Genomic DNA, 18,808 nt, shown 5'->3' with positions numbered 1-18,808 from the left:
GGTGGTCAACCATGATCCACGGTCGTGGATCATGGTTGTCGGCATCGTCCCCCGAGCAGCGGTACCCGCCACGTGAGGAGTGATCGGTCATGGCCGACGAGGCAGCACAGCGCGTTTTCCAGGCGGTCGACACGTTCGAGCCGGACGAGTTCGTCCGACTGCTGGCCGAGGACGCCAGGATGGTGTTCGGCAACGCCGAGCCCCTGGTGGGGCACGAGGCCATCACCGCCGGGCTGCGGGCGTTCTACGCCACCATCGCCGGGCTCCGGCACCGGATCGTCAGGAGCTGGCAGGTCGAGGCCGACACCGTGGCCGAGACCGAAGTGACCTACCAGCGCCTCGACGGCAAGGACGCGAGCGTCGTGGCCGTGTCCATCTGGCAGACGGGCGAGGACGGGTTGATCACGGACTACCGCATCTTCGTCGACCTGGCGCCCGTCTACGCGGCGTAGGGCCACGTCGCCGGGCGGCCACGGCCATCGCGCCCGCCCGCGTCCTCACCTCCTCCCGGACGGCAGCCTGTGCGGGGCCGCTCAGTCCTTGATGATCGCGTCGCGGGGGCCGCCGTAGACGGGGTTCTTGTCCAGGCGCTGCTCTGTCACGAGCAGTTGGATCACGCCCTTGGCGTTCTCCTGCGCCTCCCAGACGACCCAGTGGTCGCCGACGGGCTCATCCTGCGTGTAGCTGATGCCGTACCCACCGGGGTTCCCCGGCGGGACGGCGATGACCGCGAAGACCACCTTCTTGTCACGGCGTCTCAGCTCGGGCAGCACCTCGCCGACGGTCTTCTCGTCCACGCGCAACCCCTCCAGCGAGCCGCCCTTGAAGGTCGCGGGGCGGAACTCCGGCTCGTACTTGACCGGCGGGGGTTCCGGCACCGGCTCGCAGGGCGCGATCGGGCCCTCCATCAGATACGAGGTGGTCGCTCCGTTCTTGCCGCTGATGGACCAGACGAACGTCTGGTCCGGGCGGAACAGCGTGGTGTTGATGCGCATCTGCCAGCCCTCGGACTCGCCGGGGATGTTCTCCGGCACGCTGTACAGACCGCGCGGGATGTTCTCCACGTGCTTCCCGCGCGGCTCCCGGCACATCATGCCCTCGGGGACGTGGTCCACTATCGCGGGCACGTTCAACTCCCGCAGCCGCTTCTCCAGCCCCTCGGCGTCGTCGAAGTCGCGGATCTGGATCGTCACCATCCCGTCGTCCAGGTTGACGGCGTACGAGCTGGGCACCCCGTCCTGCAACACGATGGGGACGGCCACGATGCCCGCGGCGAGCGCGACCGCGGTCGCCATCCCGAACGCCAGCCGCCCGCGCGTGTACCGGCGGCGGCGGGGCCCCTGCGCCGTGGTGGCCGCCGGGGCGGGCTCCTGCGCGGTGATCTCGGCCAGCAGCGCCCGTGCCCCCGCGCCGGACGGCTCACCTCCGCGACCACCGGGTTCGACCCGGGCCAGCGGCCTGATCGCGTCGATCTCGTCGCTGTTCTTCACGGTGCTCCTCACAGTGGTCTCTCCGCCGGGACCAGCCGGCTCTCCGCGTGGACGTGCACACCCGCCGCGGCGAGCGCACGGGACAGGCGCCTGCGGGCGCGGTGCAGCCTGATGCGTACGGCGTTGCGCGACAGCCCCAGCGCCTTGGCGATCTCCTCGCGCTCCAGGCCCTCCCAGGCGACCAGGGACAGCAGCTCCCGGTCGTCGTCGGGCAGGCTCCTGAACGCCCGGCCGATCGCGTCCAGCTCGACCTCGGTGTCCGGGGAGTGCCCGTACAGGTCGGCCAGTTCGGCGTCCAGTTCGGCCGTACGCGCCCGGCGCCGGTTGTCGCCACGGAAGTGGTTGGCCAGGACCTTGCGTGCCACGCCGTACAGCCAGAGCGTGGCCTCGGCGCCCTCGGGCAGCTCGTCCACCCGGCGCCAGGCGACGGTGAAGGTCTCGGCGACCACGTCGGCGGCGTCCTGCGGCGAGTCGCAGCGGCGTACGGCGTAGGCCGTGATCTGGCCGTAGGCCAGGGCGTAGGCGGCCTCGAACTTGGCCAGCCGTTCGTCATCCACGGGCGGTTCCCATGGTGAGTCTCCTCATCGGCTCAATTACTCGGACACCTACGCCTATGTGCGTACATCACCCATCATTTCGAGAGGCGGCGAGACGCGCAGGAGCAGGCTCACCCGGCAGGGCTCACCGGGCGGCGGACGCGGCCGTCCGGACGCGTCGAAGAACCCGCCCAGGACGCTCCCCGGTGACGACGGAGTCGCGGACGACCGGGCGGCCGTTGACCACCACGTGCCGCACGCCCGTCGCGTAGGAGAGGGGAGCGGCGTAGGTCGCGGTGTCGGCGACCGTCGCCGGGTCGAAGACGGCCAGGTCGGCGCGGGCGGACTCGGTGAGGACGCCCCGGTCGGCGAGGCCCAGCCGGGCGGCGGGCAGCGCGGTCATCTTCCGCACCACCTCCGGGAGTCGGAGCAGCCCGCGATCGCGGCCGAGGGCCAGCGCGCGGGCGAAGGCGCCGAAGTTGCGCGGGTGGTGATATCCGCCGGCGGACACGTCCAGCGTCCAGCCGTCGCTGACCACCGCGCTGGTGGGATGGCGGAGCACCGTGTCGACGTCGTCCTGGGCCATGGCGTGGTTCACGATCACAACATCGGCCCGATGCTCCTCCAGCACGGCGAGCACCGCCTCCGCCGGGTCGATGCCCTCGGCGTCGGCGAGGCGCTGGAGGGTCTCGCCGGTCCAGCGGCTGTAGCGGCCCTCGGGCATCGTGGCCAGCACGGTCGCCTCGGGGCGGAAGGTGCGTCCGGCGCGGGCGCGCAGGTCGGCGGCGATCGCCTGCCGGGCCTCCGGGTCGCGCAGGCGTTCGAGGAGGGCCTGCGGGCCGCCGTCCATCGCCCAGTCCGGCAGCCGCGCGGTCAGCCAGGTGGAGGAGGCGGTGTACGGATAGACGTCGCAGGCCACGTCGAGCCCCTCGGCGCGGGCGGCGTCGATCAGCCGCAGCGCCTCGCGGACCTTGCCGTGGTTGGCCGGGGCCATCGCCTTGAGATGCGAGATCTGCAGGCGTACGCCGGTGCTCGCGGCCGTGGTCAGCGCCTCCTCGACCGCCTCGATCAGCCGGTCGCCCTCGTCGCGCATGTGGGTGCTGTAGAGGAGGCCGTGCTGCCGGGTCTCGGCGACCAGGGCGGTGATCTCGTCGGCACCGGCGAACGACCCCGGAGCGTAGACCAGCCCCGTGGAGAGGCCGAAGACACCCTGGTCGGCGGCCTCGGCCAGCAGCCGCCGCATCCGCGCCACCTCCTCGCCGGTCGCCTCCCGCCGCTCGGCGCCGACCACCGCACCGCGTAGCGCGCCGTGCCCGACCAGGGCGGCGAGGTTGACCGCAGGGCCGGACGCCTCGACGGCCGCGGCGAAGGCGTCGAAGTCCGGCCACGGGCCGGTGGCGGAGGCCCCGCCGCCCTGGCTCCCGGGTGCGTCGGCGACGGTCGGGAAGGGCGAGATTCCGCAGTTGCCGGTGACCAGGGTGGTGACTCCCTGGCGCAGGCAGGACTCGGCGGCCGGGCTGTGGGTGATGCTGAGGTCGGCGTGCGAGTGGAGGTCGATGAACCCGGGCGCGACGGCCAGGCCGGCACAGTCCAGGACCTCCGCGGCCTCGGTGTCGCCGCCGGAGGGAAGGACTGCGGCGATCCGGTCGTCCAGGACGCCCACGTCGGCGGGCCGCCCTGGGCCGCCGGTGCCGTCGTAGACGATGCCGCCGCGGAGAAGAAGATCAAAGGTGGGCACTGTGCTTCCTCGGCTGTTCGATGTGTGGCGTTGGCTGGCATGGTCGGGAAGTATGTACTAGTCTCTTTTTTTATTATGAAGGACGTACACATCTATGAACGCGATCAGGACGGGTTCCTCTACGACCCTCGGGTCAGGGCGGCGATGGCCCAGCTCGCGGATGGCGACCTGCTCGCCTTCGAGGCGGGCGCCGCCGTCCGCACCGCCTATCACGCCGTCGAGCGCATGCGTGCCCACGGCTCCGAGGGCAGGGGCGTCAGCGCGGGCGCTCTCGACGTGCTGATCCGGCTCAGCACGGCCGACCGGGGCATCAGCATCGGCGACCTGGCCCGCGCCTGCGGGGTCAGTTCTCGCAACGTCACCGGGCTGGTGGACACCCTGGAGCGCGACGGGCTGGCCCGCCGCGTTCCCGATCCCCAGGACCGGCGGTCGGTCCTGGCCGAGATCACCTCCGGCGGGCGGGAGTGGATCGCGGCATTCCGTGAGCCGTCGCGGCTCGCGATGCGGGCGATGTTCGCGGGCTTCACGCCGGAGGACCTGCTCGCCTTCCGTGACCTGTGCCTGCGGCTGGCCGCCAATCAACACCGTCTCGCCGACCACCTTCGCCAGATCGGATCCCAGCCGTGACCACGACCGCGCAGGACCGGACGCGCCGCGCCGTACGCGGCTATCACGAGGCCCGCTTCCGTGGCGACGTGCCCGCTGCCGCGGCGCACCTCGGGGAGCCGTTCCGGTTCCAGAGCCCGTTCATCAGCTCCGAGGATCGCACGGGACATCTGGCCACGTTGCCGGGCTTCGTGTCGATCGTGACCGGGGTCGAGCTCATCAGCGAGCTGTACGGCGAGGCCGAGGCGACGCTCGTCTACGACGTGCACACCGCCACACCGGTCGGCACGCAGCGCACCGCCGAACACTTCCGCCTGGACGGCGACAAGATCGTCTCGATCCTGCTGCTGTTCGACGCCTCGCCCTGGCAGCCGATGACGGCCCAGATCCAGCCGGGGTGACCGGCGGGTAATTCGATTGATCGTCCTGACTCGGACACTAGGATCCGTACATGTCCGAACTGGCACGGTTGCGCTGGCAACTCGATGTGTCCTGGTCGCTGTTGTCCCTGCACCTGGACCGGGTGACCGACGAAGACGCCCTGTGGGAGCCCGCCGCGAACTGCTGGAACGTCCGGCGGCAGCCCGACGGGACGTGGGCGGCCGACTGGGCCGTGCCGGAGCCCGAGCCCATCCCGGCTCTCACGGTCGGCTGGGTGATGTGGCACATCGGCTTCTGGTGGAGCCACGCTCACACGCGGTGCTTCGGGGACCCCGAGGCGGCGGCCGCGGGGATCGACTGGTCGCAGGCCGCGTCGCTGACGCCGTGGCCCGGGGACGTCGCGTCGGCGGTCAAATGGCTGAACGAGTGCCGCGATCGGTGGAGCGGCGCGGTGGAGTCGCTGAGCCAGGAGGACCTGGACTCCACCGAACGCAGCCGCTGGTTCGCCGACGGAACGCTCTCCCTGGGCCACGTGCTCGCGTGGGCGAACATCGAACTCATGAAGAACGCCGCCGAAATCGGCACCCTGCGCCACCTGCGACGCGCGGACCAGGGCTGACGAGGGCGGCCCCTAGCGGGTGGATGCGACGAACCTCCCGCCCGACAGCCGACCCCCCATGACCGGGCCGGACGTCTCGATCGGTTACCGGGCGCGCAGGAAACCGGTGACGAGCGCGGAGACCGTCGCCGGTTGCTCGGCGAGCAGGTCGTGACTGCCGTCCAGTTCCTTGACCTCGACGGTGGGCGGCAGGTCGGCCAGGTCGCGGCGCACTCCTCGCCGGAACGCCGCCATCAGCTCCCCGCCCGGCATGCCCGGCGGGTCCTGGGTCGGGATCACCACCAGCGCGCGGCAGGTCACCCGGCGCAGCAGCGGGATCGTGTCGCGGAACTCGGGCGTGTACCTGACGGCATCGAGGAGGTCCGCGCCGGGCCTGGCGTACGTCTGCCCGCCGCGCTCCGCGAGGGCCCGCCGGGGGAACATCGCCCGCAGCTCCGCGGGCAGGGGCTGCCCCATGGCCGCGGCCTGGGCGTCGAACGCGGCCTTGAGCTTCCCCAGCGCCTCGTCCCGCAGGGCGGGGTCCATCCCCGGGTAGTTGGCCGGGTCGCTCTCGGCCGAGCGCAGCCCGTCGAGGTTGACGACGGCGGGGCACTCGGGATGGCGCAGCGCCCACTGGACGGCCAGCATGCCGCCGAGTGAGTGCCCGGCGATCGCCGGGTTGCCGAGGCCGAGGTGGCGTACCACGGCCTCGACGTCGTCCAGCACCCGCGCCCACTCCCACGGGCCGTCGCCGGACAGGCCGTGGCCGCGCAGGTCCATCGCCACGGCGCGGTGGCCGTCGAGGCGCAGCGCGTCCCAGGCTTCCAGGGTGCCGCCGAGCCCGTGCAGGAGGAGTACGGGCTCGCCGTCGCCGCCATGGTCGCGTACGGCGAGGGCGATCTCGTGGTCAGTGACGATCACGTCGTGTGGCATGAGGCTCCTGTGGTTGGTTCAGCCGGGCGTGGACGGAGGCCGTGGTCACCCCGCCGTCCTGATGGCGGTCGAGCTTGGCGCGTTTGACGAGGTCGTGGACTCCCTGCCGGGTGATGCCGAGCATGGCCCCCGCCGTGGCGAACGGCACCGCCTCCTTGCCGGGGTGGCCGGCGCTCCTGGCCACCGCCCTGCCGAAGGCCGTGCCCCACCACTCGTCGGGCGGATCGAACGGGCCGTCCCCGGGGAAGAGCGCCGCGACCAGCCGCGCCGCCATGTGGACGGCGAGCCGGTCGTCGGGCCCCAGGAGTTGTGCGGCCCACACCTCGGCCTCGATCCGCAACCGCCGCCGGACGGGGGTCACCTCGTCGTCCGACCCGAGCAGGATCTCCAGGGGGTCGGTGATCCGGCGTTCCACGAGATCGACCAGCTCGCGGACCAGGGCGACGTGCTCGCGCGTACTCACTTGACGAACGATAGCAAGTACTTGCTGCTTCATGTCAAGTAGTGAAGGTCGCCGTGGAGTGGTGGTTCCGGAGCCTTGGGCAGGGGTTGGTCGGCGGCGTCGGGCGCCTGAATTTTGGTAGATCTTTTCCCGGAATCGCCCACGATGGGACACATCGGACATGCCCTCTGACCTGGCGTTTTTACCTTCCAAAGGGCTGTTGAACCGCTCTTGGGGTGCACTTGACCTGCGGAAACATCAGGCTACCCTCGCCCTATCGCAGATTTCCGGTTTATTCACATAGGTCACCTGATTACCAATTTTGTCAGGATCTATGTGCATAAATCCGGTCTTGTTCGGGAGGTCCCCTCACTTCCATGACGCCAGAGATTCAGAGGTTCATCGAACTGCTCCAGAGCCAGGTCGGCTATGCCGACAAGGGCTCGTCCACCAAGTTCGGCGAATGGTACGGCAACAACGTCGGGTTCGACGCCGAGTACAACTCGGCCCCGTGGTGCGACATGTACCTCTCGTGGGCGGCGCACAAGCTCGGCTACCAGGAGTGGATCGGGCAGTTCGCGTGGACGGTGGACCACGCGAAGTGGTTCCGGCAACAGCATGCCTGGGGGAAGACCCCGGAGCCCGGCGCGCTCGTCTTCTTCGACTGGAGTGACACCGGTCAGATCGACAACATCGACCACGTCGGCGTCGTGACGAAGGTGAAGGGCGACAAGATCCTCACCATCGAGGGCAACACCGGCGGCGGCGTCGTACAGCGCAGGGAACGCGACACGAGCAGCGTCGTCGGCTACGGCTACCCGGAGCTGGTCAAGTCCCGCCAGGACGAGACCCAGGCCAACATCCAGGCGGTCCAGGCGAGATCCGGCGACCAGGCCGAGCCCGGCACCCAGTCCGTCCAGGCAGGGTCCGGCACCCAGCCTGTCCAGGCGGGGTCCGAGAGCAGCCCCGTCCAGGCGGGGTCCGGCCCTCAGGCGCCCCGGCAGCAGGCCGACGACCGGCCGGGCGAAGCGGGGCCCGGCCAGGACACGTCCCGAGACCGACCCGCCGACCAGACCTCTGACAGCCACATGACCCAGGGACAACCCGGCCAAGGCCCCTCCGACACGCGGTCCGACGCGTACACGACCGGCGAACAGCCCACCGACCGGGCACCCCGCCAGCCGTCCGGCGGCCGTACGGGCGAGGACCGCCAGCCCGGCGACAACACCGTCCAGGGAACTCGCGACCAGAACTCTCAGGCGACCGACGACCACCCGACGCAAACGGGCGACCGGCCCACCGCCGACCGCCCGGGTACGGACGCCGCAGACGGACCGCCCTCCCAAGGAGAGCCGGCCGACTCTCCGGGCTCGGACAGCGCGCGGGACGACTCCCACTCCACCGACGCACGCCCCACCCACGCACCGGCTCAGGCTTCGGAAGCCCCGCCGAGCGCGCCCGCCCCAGCCCCGAGCACCGAAGACCACCTGCCCGCCACGGTCGCCCCGGCCCCAAGCTCCGGTGACGTCCCGTCCGCCACGGCCGTCCCGGTTCCGGGCTCCGCTGACGTCCCGTCGGCGGCTGTCCCGGCTCCGAGTTCCGGCGACGTTCCGGCTGCTACGGCGGTTCCGGCTCCGAGTTCCGGCGAGAGCCCGGCCGCCACCCCGTCGTCCGACACATCGACCCCCACCTCCACCCCGACCTCCGAAGCGCCGACCACCCCGACCCCCACCGCCACCGAGAGCACCGGGACGCCGACCACCAGCCCCACACCCACAGAAACCCCGACCTCCGAAACGCCGTCCCCCACGGACACCTCTACGCCAACCCCTTCGGAGACGGCGTCCCCCACGGACAGCACCACGCCAACCCCTTCCGAGACGACTTCACCCACAGCCACCGCGAGCCCGACCTCCGAGACGCCCTCGGCCACGGCCACCGCCTCCGTGCCGCAGACGTCGCCGGAGACCACGGCTCCAGAGACCGCTGTTCCGGAGACGTCGGCACCGGAAACCACAGCTCCGGAAACCACCGCCGCCTCGCCGACCGACACCGCCACCGAGTCGGCCGAGCCGACGGAGGCGACCGAGTCGACCGAGCCCGCCGCCTCCCCCGAACCCGAGCCGACCGCCTCTCCGTCGGAGGCGGCGGCCACGTCCAAGTCCGAGCCGACGGCCGCCTCCACTCTCTCCTCGGTCGAGGATGAGGACGCCGGGACGGCGGCGAAGGTGACCGGCACCACGTCCGCGACCGCCTTCCCCACACAGCTCCAAGCCTCGGCTTCCGGCCCGCTGCCGGGCATGTCCACCCCGACGTTGGTCACCACGGCGGTGGTGGCCGTGCTGGCTCTGTTCGCGGTGTTCGCCGTGCTCAAGACCCGTGCGGGCGCCCGCTCGGCCGCCACCGCGTACCCGGCGCCGAGCCCGTCCATCCCGACCCCGGCCCCGACCCTGGCCCCACGTCACGGGGTTGCCGAGCCCGACGAGGGCTCGATGTGGCGGCGGGAGCTGCTGGAGGCCATCGAGGCCGCCGCCGTCCTGCCGCTCGACACCACCGCGCCCGGTCAGGAGGACGACGACCCGCCCCACGCCCAGCAGGAGAACCCCGACTCGGAATCGGCCGCCCAGGAGGAGGACGCACTGACCGAGCCGCTGGAGGTCGTCACCCCCACCGAGTCGTTCGAGTCGCTCGTCGACACCGGTCCCTTCGAACGCATCGTCATCCCCCCGGCGACGACCCCGTTCGACGCCTTCACCCCGCACGACGCCGAGAACGAGGGCGAGGACGAGGACGAGGACGGCACCGCAGAAGGGACGCCACCACCGGCCCCCGACGGCGTCTGATCCGCCAGGGCCCGCCCGCCCCCCGCGACAGCCGGGACGGTCACCACTGGTAGGGCAGGTACTTGCCGTCGAGGGTGATGACGACCCGGTCGCCCGCCGGGTCGGGGACCCGCCTGACGTCGAGACGGAAGTTGATGGCGCTCATGATGCCGTCGCCGCACTGCTCGTGGATCAGCTCCTTGATGGCCGGTCCATAGACCTGGATCACCTCGTAGAGCCGGTAGATGGTCGGATCGACCGGGACGGCGGACTCCAGCCCGCCACGGGTGGGCTGCATCCTGAGGGCGAGTGCGACGTCGTCGCCGAGTTCGAGCAGGGCCGCCGCCGTCGCCGCCTCGTCCTTGCTCATCGGGTGCTGGCCGAGCAGGGCCGCCGTGGTCCACGCCAGGGGCCGGCCGACGGCCTGGGCGAGCTGTTCCCAGGTCACGCCGGTCACCTCCTTGGCATGGCGGACGGCCTGGGCTGCTTCCTGCTTGGTGACCACTGCTACTCCATGGAGGTCGAGGGCGGCCGGGCGCACGCAAACGCATGGGCTGTCCCCTCGGTCCCGGAGGCAACGGCCGGGACCGAAGGGACAAGTTCGGTCACGTCCTGGTGCTGTAGGAGTGGGCTCCGGTTCCGGCCAGGGCGCCGCCGTCGACGATGAGGTACTCGTCGCGGATGGGCTTGTCGTCCAGCCAGGCTTCGAGGATCTCGCGGGTGCCGGCGGCGTAGCGGGCCTGCGCGGACAGCGAGGAGCCGGAGATGTGCGGGGTCATGCCGTGGTGGGGCATGGTCCGCCAGGGGTGGTCGGCGGGGGCGGGCTGGGGGTACCAGACGTCTCCGGCGTAACCGGCGAGCTGCCCGCTCTCCAGCGCGCGGACGATGGAGTCGCGGTCGGCGATCCGGGCGCGGGCGGTGTTGATCAGGTACGCGCCGCGCTTCATGGTGGCCAGCAGCCGGTCGTTGAACAGGCCCTCGGTCTCCGGGTGGAGCGGGGCGTTGACGGTGACCACGTCGCAGTGCGGGACCATGGAGGCGGTGTCGGGGTGCCAGGTGAGCCCGAGTTCGGCCTCCACCTCCTCCGGCAGCCGGTGCCGGTCGGTGTAGTGCAGGTGGACGTCGAACGGCTTGAGCCGGCGCAGCACGGCCAGCCCGATGCGTCCGGCGGCGACGGTGCCGACGTGCATGCCCTCCAGGTCGTACGAGCGGGCGACGCTGTCGGCGATGTTCCAGCCGCCGTCCAGCACCGTCTGGTGGGACGGCAGATAGTTGCGCACCAGCGACAGGATCATCATCACCACGTGCTCGGAGACGCTGATGCTGTTGCAGTAGGTGACCTCGGCGACGGTGACGCCACGGGAGATGGCGGCGTCGAGGTCGACGTGGTCTGACCCGATTCCGGCGGTGATGGCCAGTTTGAGCCGGGGCGCGCGGGCGATGCGCTCGGCGGTCAGGTACGCGGGCCAGAACGGCTGGGAGATGACCACGTCGGCGTCGGCCAGCTCACGGTCGAAGGCGGAGCCGCCGGGGGTGCCGTCGCCGTCCTTGTCGGAGGTGACGACCAGGGTGTGGCCGCGCGCTTCCAGGAAGCGGCGGAGCCCCAGCTCGCCGGAGACGCTGCCGAGCAGGTGCCCTGGGGTGAAGTCGACCGCCGAGGGGGTGGGCAGGGTCTGCCCGCCGGGGTACTCGGACAGGGCGGGCAGGTCGTCGCGGGCGTAGGTGGTGGGGTATCCGTCGATGGGGTCGTCGTAGAGCACGCACAACACTTTGGCCATGGTTCCGGCTCCTTGTCGGTCGGGGTGATCTCTACTGTCGTCCGGGGTGTCTTCGCAGGTCAAAGCGTTTGTATCTATCGAGTGATAGGGGCCTTCTATGCCGTTCGGTAACGGGGAGGAAACACCGGTCCGCCTAGTCTCGGCGGCCGGCGACAGCCGTGATCGTCAGCAGGGCGAACCCAGGAAAGGCAGCCATGACCGCGCCTCACCACCACCGGCCCGCCGAAGACGGCCCGAGCGGCCAGATGAGCCCGAGCGGCCGGACCAGCCCCACCCGGCGCACCCTGCTGACCGGCGCCGCGGCCACCGCGTCGCTGGCGGTGAGCGACCTGGCGACCGGAAGGACACCCGCTCACGCCGAACCCGCCCATGCCGACCGCGCCGAGCCCGTGCCGCCGAGCCTGCGGCCGGGCGGGGAGTTCGACGCGTACGTGGCCCGCCTGGCGCAGGCCGACCAGTTCTCCGGAACCGTGCTGCTGCGGCACCGTTCGCGCCCGGTGCTGGCCCGCTCGTACGGCATGGCGGACCAGGCCCGCTCGATCCAGAACGGGCCTGACACGATCTTCAAGCTGGCGTCCGTGAGCAAGTGCCTCACCGCCGTGGCGCTGGGCCAACTGGTGCAGCGTGGCAAGGTCGACCTGCACGCGCCCCTGGGCGACTATCTGGACGGCTTCTCGGCGGAGACCGCGAAGGTGACCGTCCACCACCTGCTGACCCACACCGCGGGCCTGGGCGAGTACGCGCAGTCCCCCGAGTACCGCCAGGGGCTCAAGGAGTGGGCGAGCGAGCGGGAGCTGATGGACGGCGTCCTCGCCCTCATCAGGAAGCAGGAGACGACTCCCGCCTTCACCCCGGGCACCCGGCACGTCTACAGCAACAGCGGCTACTTCGTGCTCGGCGCGGTCGTCGCGGCGGCCTCGGGCGTGCCGTACCACGACTACGTGCGCACGAACGTGATCGCCGCGGCGGGCATGCGGCGTTCGGGCCTGTACACCCGGCCGCAGGTCCTCGAGAGCCGGGAGATCGCCCACCCGTACTGGACGCAGCAGTCAGGAGAGCGGGCCGACTTCACCACCAGCGAGTTCTTCGGCCACGTCGGGGGACCCGCCGACGGCGTCTACGCCTCCGCGCCCGACCTGCTCGCCTTCGTCGACGCGCTGACCAGGGGCAGGCTCCTGAGCCCGGCCTACGCGGCGGCCTGCACGAGCGGCAAGGTCCTGCTGTCGCCCACGGACAGGCCCGTCGTCCCCGCCGACGCCCGCTTCTACGGCTACGGCTTCCGCGACACCGTCACCGGGGGCCACCGCACCTGGGGACACTCCGGCAGCGCCGTGGGCGTGGCGGCCAACCTCGACGTCTTCCCCGGCCTCGACTGGGCCGTGGTCGTCCTGAGCAACTACGACACCCCGATCACCCCGATCGTGCTCAAGGCACGCGAGCTGATCACCCGCTCGGCGCCGCCCGCCACGGAAGGAGGCTAGGCTTCACCTTCGGGCCGCCGCCGTTGTTGGCAGTGCAAGGTGCACAGCCACCGGCCGCCGACTGTGGAATGTCCACACTGACACCTCGCCCTCGACTGCCTACCGTAAGCGTCCAACCACAGGTTCCGCTTGGTAAGGGAGGTCGACATGGCCTCAGGCGTCGGTGTCGACGATTACGCGCTCTCCAGGGTGCCCGAGAGCGCCCGCTACTCATGGTTCTCGGTCGCCGTGCAACGCTTCGGCCAGGTCTCGGCGCTGAGCCAGTTCCTGCTCGGGGCCACCCTCGGTTTCGGGATGGGGTTCTGGCAGGCGTTCCTGGCGCTGACGCTCGGCGCCGTCATCCTCGAGGTGGTCGCCGTCTTCGTCGGCGTGATCGGGGTGCGGGAGGGGCTGTCCACCTCCATGCTGGCCCGCTGGACGGGGTTCGGCAGGGCCGGTTCCGCGGTGATCGGGCTGGCGATCGGGATCAGCCTGATCGGCTGGTTCGGCATCCAGTCGGCGGTCTCCGCGCAGGGGCTGGCCAGTCTGGTCGGGGTCCTGCCCGAGTGGGGCTGGTCGCTGGTGTTCGGGCTGGTGGTCACCTCGATCGTGTTGTGGGGCTTCGGCTCGATGGCGTGGACGGCGTATGTGACCGTGCCCGCGTTCCTCGTCCTGGTCGGCTGGTCGATCATCAGCGAGCTGTCCCGGCACGACGTCGGCGCGCTCGTCGCCTCGGCGCCGCCGGGCCCGCAGCTCACCCTGCTGCAGGGGACGACGCTGGTCGCGGGCGGGTTCATCGTGGGCGCGATCATCACGCCCGACATGACCAGGTTCAACCGCAGCGTCGGCGACGTGGTCAAGCAGACGCTGGTGGGCATCACGCTGGGCGAGTACGTGATCGGCCTGGCCGGGGTGCTGCTGGCGCACGCCGTCGGCACCAGCGAGATCACCACGATCGTCACGTCGTCGGTGGGCTGGGTCGGCATCCTGGTGATCGTCGCCGGCACCGTGAAGATCAACGACTGGAACCTGTACTCGTCCGGCCTGGGCCTGGTGAACTTCGTCGGCACGGTCTTCGGCAGGAAGGTGCACCGCGGCGTGGCCACGGCCGTCATCGGCGTGCTGGGCAGCGTGCTGGCCGCGGCGGGCGTGCTGAGCCACTTCATCGACTTCCTGACGCTGCTCGGCGTGGTGTTCCCGCCGATCGCGGGGATCATGGTGGCCGAGTACTTCGTGGTGCGGCGCTGGCGCGGCGACCTGGAAGCCGCCAGGGCGAGCGGCGGCCTGCCCGAGACGGCGCCTGACTGGGTGCCCGCCACGCTGGTGGTCTGGCTGGTCGCGGCCCTGGTCGGGAGGTTCGTCGAGGTGGGGCTGGGCAGCATCAACGCCCTGGTCGTCGCGTTCGTGCTCTACGTGGTGGCCGGGAAGCTGGGGCTCGTCCGCGGTGTGGGGGCCCGCCGCACGGCCGACGCGGTAGCCGTCTGAACAACGACAAAGGGGAATGGGAGATCTCGTGCGCATCGGTATCGACGTAGGTGGCACCAACACCGACGCCGTCCTCCTGGACGGCAGGGAGGTGCTCGCCGCCGTCAAGACCAGCACCACCGCCGACGTCACCTCCGGCATCGTCAGCGCGCTGGAGCAGTTGCAGCGGCAGCGGGCGTTCGACCCGGCGGACGTGCGGGCCGTGATGATCGGCACCACGCACTTCATCAACGCGCTCGTGGAGGCCCGCCGGCTGGCTCCGACCGCCGCGCTGCGGCTCAGCCTGCCCGCGGGGGCGTCGCTGCCGCCGATGGTCGACTGGCCGCAGCGGCTGGTCGACGCGGTGTCCGGACGCAGCTACCTGGTGCACGGCGGGCACGAGTTCGACGGCCGGCACATCGCGGAGCTGGACGAGGCCGAGGTGCGCAAGGCCGCCGAGGACATGGGCCAGGCGGGGGTCCGCAGCGTCGCCATCACGTCGGTGTTCTCCCCGGTCAACGCCGAGTTCGAGGCGCGCGCCGCCGAGATCGTCGAGGCGGAGCTGCCGGGGGTGGAGATCTCGCTGTCGCACGAGATCGGCCGGATCGGCCTGCTGGAGCGGGAGAACGCCACCATCATCAACGCCGCGCTGCGCGAGCTGGCCGCGCACATCGTGGACGGCCTGGCGGCCTCGGTCAGCGGGGCGGGCATCACCGCGCCGCTCTACCTGAGCCAGAACGACGGCACGCTGATGGACGTCGACTTCGCCCGCCGCTACCCGGTGGCGACGTTCGCCTCGGGGCCGACGAACTCGATGCGCGGCGCGGCCGTTCTGTCCGGGCTGGACACGTGCGCGGTGGTGGACGTCGGCGGCACCACGAGCGACGTGGGCGTGCTGCGGCACGGCTTCCCCCGCGAGGCCACCACGGACGTGACGGTGTCCGGCATCCGGACGAACTTCCGCATGCCGGACGTGTTGTCGATCGGCATCGGCGGCGGCAGCCGGGTACGCGGCGAGGCCGGGTCCGTCACCGTCGGCCCCGACTCCGTCGGCTACGAGCTGACCGCCAAGGCCCTGGTGTTCGGCGGCGACACGCTGACCGCGACCGACATCGCGGTGGCCGCGGGCCGGGCGGAGATCGGCGATCCCGGCCTGGTGGCGCACCTGGACAAGGGGCTGGTCGAGGCGGCGCTGCGGCGGATCGCCGGGGACGTGGCCGACGCGGTGGAGCGCATGCGCACCTCCGCCGAGCCGCTGCCGGTCGTCGCGGTCGGCGGCGGCTCGATGCTGCTGCCCGACGAACTGGCCGGCGCGGGCGCCGTGCACCGGCCCGCCCACTACGCGGTCGCCAACGCGATCGGCGCGGCCATCGCGCAGATCGGCGGCGAGGTCGACCGCGTGTACGCCGTCGAGCCCGGCCGCCGCGACACCGTGGTGGACGCCGCCAAGCAGGAGGCCGTGGACCGGGCCGTGGCGGCGGGCGCGTCCCCGTCGAGCGTGCGGATCGTGGACTTCGACGAGGTGCCGATCCCGTACCTGCCCGGCAACGCCACCCGCATCAGGGCCAAGGCCGTCGGGGAGCTCCAGCTCACCGACGGGAAGGGACGCTGACCATGCGCGAGATCAGCCTGACCGACCTGGACGACCTCGCCATCGGCGCGGCCATCCTGGGCACGGGCGGCGGCGGCGACCCGCACATCGGCCGCCTGCTGGCCGCCTCCGCCGTGCGCGAGTACGGCCCGGTCACCCTCTGCCCGCTCGACGAGCTGCCGCGGGACGCGGCCGTGCTGCAGGTGGCGATGATGGGCGCGCCGACCGTGATGGTGGAGAAGCTGCCCTCGATCGACCAGGTGTCCAAGGCCGCCCAGGCGCTGTCCGGCTACCTGAGCAGCGGGCTCACCCACATCGCCTGCGCGGAGGCGGGCGGGGTCAACTCGCTGATCCCCGTGGTCGCGGCGGCGCAGCTCGGCCTGCCGCTGGTGGACGCCGACGGCATGGGCCGCGCCTTCCCGGAGATCCAGATGGTGCTGCCCACCCTGTACGGAGTGCGGGCCACGCCCATGTCGATCGCCGACGAGAAGGGCAACCGCGTCGTGCTGGACGCCGTGGACAACCACTGGGCCGAACGACTGGCCCGCTCGGCGACCATCGACATGGGCTGCTCGGCGATGATCGCGTCGTACGCGATGACCGGCGACCAGGCCCGCGAGTCGCTCGTGCCCGGCTCGCTCAGCCTGTGCGCGGAGCTGGGTGAGCTGGTGCACCGGGCCCGCGCCGCGCACACCGACCCGGTGGACGCCGTGGTGACCCGGCTGGGCGGGCGCCGCCTGTTCACCGGCAAGGTCACCGACGTCGAACGCCGCACCACGACCGGCTTCGCCCGCGGCACCGCGACCCTGTCCGGCATGGACGAGGACGCGGGCGGCGAGCTGGTGCTGCGCTTCCAGAACGAGTACCTGGTCGCCGAGATCGACGGCGAGGCGCGGGCGACCGTACCTGACCTGATCTGCACCCTCGACCGCGAGTCGGGCGAGGCCGTCACCACGGAGGCGCTGCGGTTCGGCCAGCGGGTGTCCGTGATCTACGCCCCGGCCGATCCGCGCTGGCACACCGAGGAGGGCCTGGCGCTGGCCGGGCCGCGGTACTTCGGCTACGACCTCGACCCGGTGGGAGCGGCCCGGTGAGCTGGCTGCTGACCGAGGACGACCTGCCCGACCTGGCCCGCGGCGCGGCCGTCCTGGGCACGGGCGGCGGCGGCGACCCGTACGTGGGGCGGCTGCTCGTCCGCCAGGCGATCCGCGAGCACGGGCCCATCACCGTGCTGGACCCCGACGAACTCGACGACGACCTCCTGGTCATCCCGACCGCCCAGATGGGCGCCCCGACGGTGGTGCACGAGAAGCTGCCGCGCGGCACCGAGCCGGTCACCGCGCTGCGCGCGCTGGAGGCGCGTCTCGGCCGTACGGCGGGCGCGACCATGCCGATCGAGTGCGGCGGCATCAACTCGATGATCCCGCTCGTGGTGGCCGCCACGACCGGCCTGCCCGCGGTGGACGCCGACGGCATGGGCCGGGCCTTCCCCGAGCTGCAGATGGAGACCTTCGGCGTGTACGGGGTGCCCGGCTCGCCGATGGCCGTGGCCGGGGAGGGCGGCGAGACCGCGATCATCGACACCGGCGCCGACAACAAGCGCATGGAGTGGCTGGCCCGCGGGATCACCGTGCGGCTGGGCGGCGTGGCGCACATCGCCGAGTACGCGATGAGCGGCGCCGAGGTCAAGCGCACGGCGGTGCCGCGTACGCTGTCGCTCGCCCTGACCATCGGCCGCACGATCAGGCTCGCCCGCGAGCGCAACGCCGACCCGGTCGCCGCGCTCGCCGAGGCGCTGCGCGGCACCCTGTACGGCCACCTGCGGGTGCTGTTCCGGGGCAAGGTCTCCGACGTGGAGCGGCGTACCGAGGCGGGTTTCGCCCGGGGGCGGGCGGCGGCGGTGTCGTTCGACGGGCGGCACGAGCTGGAGCTGACCTTCCAGAACGAGCACCTCGTGGCGCTCGTGGACGGCCGGGTGCGGTGTGTGGTGCCCGACCTGGTGTGCGTGCTGGAGGCGGAGCAGGCCGAGCCGATCACCACCGAGAACCTGCGGTACGGACAGCGGATCACGGTCGTGGGCATCTCCACGCCCGAGCGCATGCGTACGCCTGAGGCGCTGGCGGTGTTCGGGCCCGCGGCCTTCGGCCTCCCACACCCCTTCCGGCCCGTCGAGGAGGAGGGGTGAACGGACGCACGGTCGTCATCGTCATCGTCGGCGGCGGCTCGGGCATCGGGCTCGAGGTCGCCCGCCGCGCCGTGGCCGCGGGAGCCCGCGTGGTGCTGGGCGGACGCACCGAGTCCCGGCTCAGGGGGGCCGCCGCGGAGCTGGGCGAGGCCGCGAGCTGGCACGTCGTGGACAACACCGACCAGGAGTCGCTGGCCGCGTTCTTCGCCGCCGTGGACCGGGTGGACCACCTGTTCACCCCGGCGGCCTCGTACACGGTGGGGCCGATGCGGGAGCTGAGCGACGAGGAGGCGCGGAGCCCGTTCGTGTCGAAGTTCTGGGGCCAGTACCACGCCGTACGGCTGGCCCTGCCGAAGCTCGCCCCCGACGCCTCGATCGTGCTCATGTCGGGCGCGGCGAGTGTTCGGCCGCCCGCCGCCGCGCCCGCGTACGTCGCGTGCAACGCCGCGATCGAGGGGCTCGGCAGAGGGCTGGCCGTGGAACTGGCGCCCATTCGGGTGAACGTCGTCTCGCCGGGCACGATCGACGGCAACCTGTGGCGGCAGCGGCCCGAGGAGGTGCGGCAGGCCAGTTTCGCCCAGTACTCGGCGCAGAGCCTGCTCGGACGGCCCGGCGAGGAGGGCGAGGTCGCCGAGGCCGTCATGTTCCTGTTCGCCGCCACCTACACGACGGGCTCGACGCTCTACCCGGACGGCGGTTACGCACTGCGCTGACCAGATGCGACAAGCCGACCAGATGCGACAAGCCGACCCGGTGCGACAAGCCCACCCGGTGCGGCAAGGTG

The 18,808-nt window shown here is 71.8% G+C and carries 18 protein-coding genes; 11 read left to right on the top strand and 7 right to left on the bottom strand.

The genetic code is table 11. The annotated features are described in order from the left end of the window. Nucleotides 1-89: 89 nt before the first annotated feature. Entirely contained in the window at nucleotides 90-452 is a 363-nt protein-coding gene (locus tag ACZ6S0_RS16040) for a nuclear transport factor 2 family protein (protein ID WP_465917423.1), read from the top strand. A gap of 81 nt (nucleotides 453-533) precedes the next feature. Here ACZ6S0_RS16040 and ACZ6S0_RS16035 read toward each other — a convergent pair whose 3' ends face one another. From ACZ6S0_RS16035 to ACZ6S0_RS16025, 3 genes are all read right to left on the bottom strand, one after another. Further along, nucleotides 534-1,490: a hypothetical protein gene (locus ACZ6S0_RS16035; RefSeq protein WP_465917419.1), complete on the bottom strand. Its 957-nt coding sequence runs from the start codon at nucleotides 1,488-1,490 to the stop codon at nucleotides 534-536. Between the two features lie 8 nt (nucleotides 1,491-1,498). Next, the gene (locus ACZ6S0_RS16030; protein ID WP_465917415.1) at nucleotides 1,499-2,047 is read right to left on the bottom strand and encodes an RNA polymerase sigma factor; all 549 of its coding nucleotides are present in this window, start codon (nucleotides 2,045-2,047) and stop codon (nucleotides 1,499-1,501) included. 124 nt (nucleotides 2,048-2,171) lie between these two features. Beyond that, nucleotides 2,172-3,764 (bottom strand): N-acyl-D-amino-acid deacylase family protein, encoded by a 1,593-nt coding sequence (locus tag ACZ6S0_RS16025; RefSeq protein WP_465917411.1) that lies wholly within the window; start codon nucleotides 3,762-3,764, stop codon nucleotides 2,172-2,174. Between the two features lie 75 nt (nucleotides 3,765-3,839). On the opposite strand from ACZ6S0_RS16025, the gene ACZ6S0_RS16020 reads away from it, so the two are divergent. The 3 genes from ACZ6S0_RS16020 to ACZ6S0_RS16010 are packed head-to-tail and all read left to right on the top strand — an operon-like array spanning nucleotide 3,840 to nucleotide 5,370. Beyond that, nucleotides 3,840-4,391: a MarR family winged helix-turn-helix transcriptional regulator gene (locus ACZ6S0_RS16020; RefSeq protein ID WP_465917407.1), complete on the top strand. Its 552-nt coding sequence runs from the start codon at nucleotides 3,840-3,842 to the stop codon at nucleotides 4,389-4,391. Next, the gene (locus ACZ6S0_RS16015; protein WP_344876216.1) at nucleotides 4,388-4,771 is read left to right on the top strand and encodes a hypothetical protein; all 384 of its coding nucleotides are present in this window, start codon (nucleotides 4,388-4,390) and stop codon (nucleotides 4,769-4,771) included. The genes ACZ6S0_RS16020 and ACZ6S0_RS16015 overlap by 4 nt, the downstream gene beginning before the upstream one ends. 50 nt (nucleotides 4,772-4,821) lie before the next feature. After that, complete coding sequence (locus ACZ6S0_RS16010; RefSeq protein ID WP_465917401.1) at nucleotides 4,822-5,370, top strand: DinB family protein; 549 nt, start codon at nucleotides 4,822-4,824, stop codon at nucleotides 5,368-5,370. 84 nt (nucleotides 5,371-5,454) lie between these two features. On the opposite strand, the gene ACZ6S0_RS16005 is transcribed toward ACZ6S0_RS16010, so the two are convergent. Both ACZ6S0_RS16005 and ACZ6S0_RS16000 read right to left on the bottom strand, forming a co-directional pair. Then, entirely contained in the window at nucleotides 5,455-6,282 is an 828-nt protein-coding gene (locus tag ACZ6S0_RS16005) for an alpha/beta fold hydrolase (RefSeq protein WP_465917397.1), read from the bottom strand. After that, on the bottom strand, nucleotides 6,257-6,745 hold the full coding sequence (locus ACZ6S0_RS16000; protein WP_465917394.1) for a hypothetical protein: 489 nt from the start codon (nucleotides 6,743-6,745) through the stop codon (nucleotides 6,257-6,259). Before ACZ6S0_RS16000 ends, ACZ6S0_RS16005 begins: the two co-directional genes overlap by 26 nt. 356 nt (nucleotides 6,746-7,101) lie before the next feature. Between ACZ6S0_RS16000 and ACZ6S0_RS15995 the strand changes: the two genes are divergently transcribed. Then, nucleotides 7,102-9,567 carry a CHAP domain-containing protein gene (locus ACZ6S0_RS15995; RefSeq protein ID WP_465917390.1) on the top strand — a complete coding sequence of 822 codons (2,466 nt, stop codon included), beginning with the start codon at nucleotides 7,102-7,104 and terminating at the stop codon, nucleotides 9,565-9,567. 40 nt (nucleotides 9,568-9,607) lie between these two features. Here the strand turns inward: ACZ6S0_RS15995 and cynS are convergent, their stop codons facing one another. Then, nucleotides 9,608-10,051: a cyanase gene (gene cynS, locus ACZ6S0_RS15990; RefSeq protein ID WP_344876228.1), complete on the bottom strand. Its 444-nt coding sequence runs from the start codon at nucleotides 10,049-10,051 to the stop codon at nucleotides 9,608-9,610. Between the two features lie 100 nt (nucleotides 10,052-10,151). Continuing rightward, nucleotides 10,152-11,324 carry an NAD-dependent formate dehydrogenase gene (locus ACZ6S0_RS15985; protein WP_465917385.1) on the bottom strand — a complete coding sequence of 391 codons (1,173 nt, stop codon included), beginning with the start codon at nucleotides 11,322-11,324 and terminating at the stop codon, nucleotides 10,152-10,154. A gap of 194 nt (nucleotides 11,325-11,518) precedes the next feature. Here ACZ6S0_RS15985 and ACZ6S0_RS15980 point away from each other — a divergent pair, with 194 nt between their 5' ends. The 6 genes from ACZ6S0_RS15980 (at nucleotide 11,519) to ACZ6S0_RS15955 (ending at nucleotide 18,737) form a co-directional block, all read left to right on the top strand. After that, nucleotides 11,519-12,805 carry a serine hydrolase domain-containing protein gene (locus ACZ6S0_RS15980; protein WP_465917380.1) on the top strand — a complete coding sequence of 429 codons (1,287 nt, stop codon included), beginning with the start codon at nucleotides 11,519-11,521 and terminating at the stop codon, nucleotides 12,803-12,805. A gap of 147 nt (nucleotides 12,806-12,952) precedes the next feature. Further along, complete coding sequence (locus tag ACZ6S0_RS15975; RefSeq protein WP_465917375.1) at nucleotides 12,953-14,269, top strand: purine-cytosine permease family protein; 1,317 nt, start codon at nucleotides 12,953-12,955, stop codon at nucleotides 14,267-14,269. A gap of 28 nt (nucleotides 14,270-14,297) precedes the next feature. Then, complete coding sequence (locus ACZ6S0_RS15970; RefSeq protein ID WP_465917369.1) at nucleotides 14,298-15,860, top strand: hydantoinase/oxoprolinase N-terminal domain-containing protein; 1,563 nt, start codon at nucleotides 14,298-14,300, stop codon at nucleotides 15,858-15,860. Between the two features lie 2 nt (nucleotides 15,861-15,862). After that, nucleotides 15,863-16,933, top strand: a complete 1,071-nt coding sequence (locus ACZ6S0_RS15965; RefSeq protein ID WP_465917364.1) for a DUF917 domain-containing protein — start codon at nucleotides 15,863-15,865, stop codon at nucleotides 16,931-16,933. Further along, nucleotides 16,930-18,024: a DUF917 domain-containing protein gene (locus ACZ6S0_RS15960; RefSeq protein ID WP_465917355.1), complete on the top strand. Its 1,095-nt coding sequence runs from the start codon at nucleotides 16,930-16,932 to the stop codon at nucleotides 18,022-18,024. Before ACZ6S0_RS15965 ends, ACZ6S0_RS15960 begins: the two co-directional genes overlap by 4 nt. After that, on the top strand, nucleotides 18,021-18,737 hold the full coding sequence (locus tag ACZ6S0_RS15955; RefSeq protein ID WP_465917352.1) for an SDR family oxidoreductase: 717 nt from the start codon (nucleotides 18,021-18,023) through the stop codon (nucleotides 18,735-18,737). The genes ACZ6S0_RS15960 and ACZ6S0_RS15955 overlap by 4 nt, the downstream gene beginning before the upstream one ends. The last annotated feature ends 71 nt before the right edge of the window (nucleotides 18,738-18,808 follow it).

The organism is Nonomuraea sp. NPDC051298 (assembly GCF_055586305.1).
Note: the sequence above shows the minus strand (reverse complement) of the source record. Positions and strands in the feature narration are given on the sequence as shown.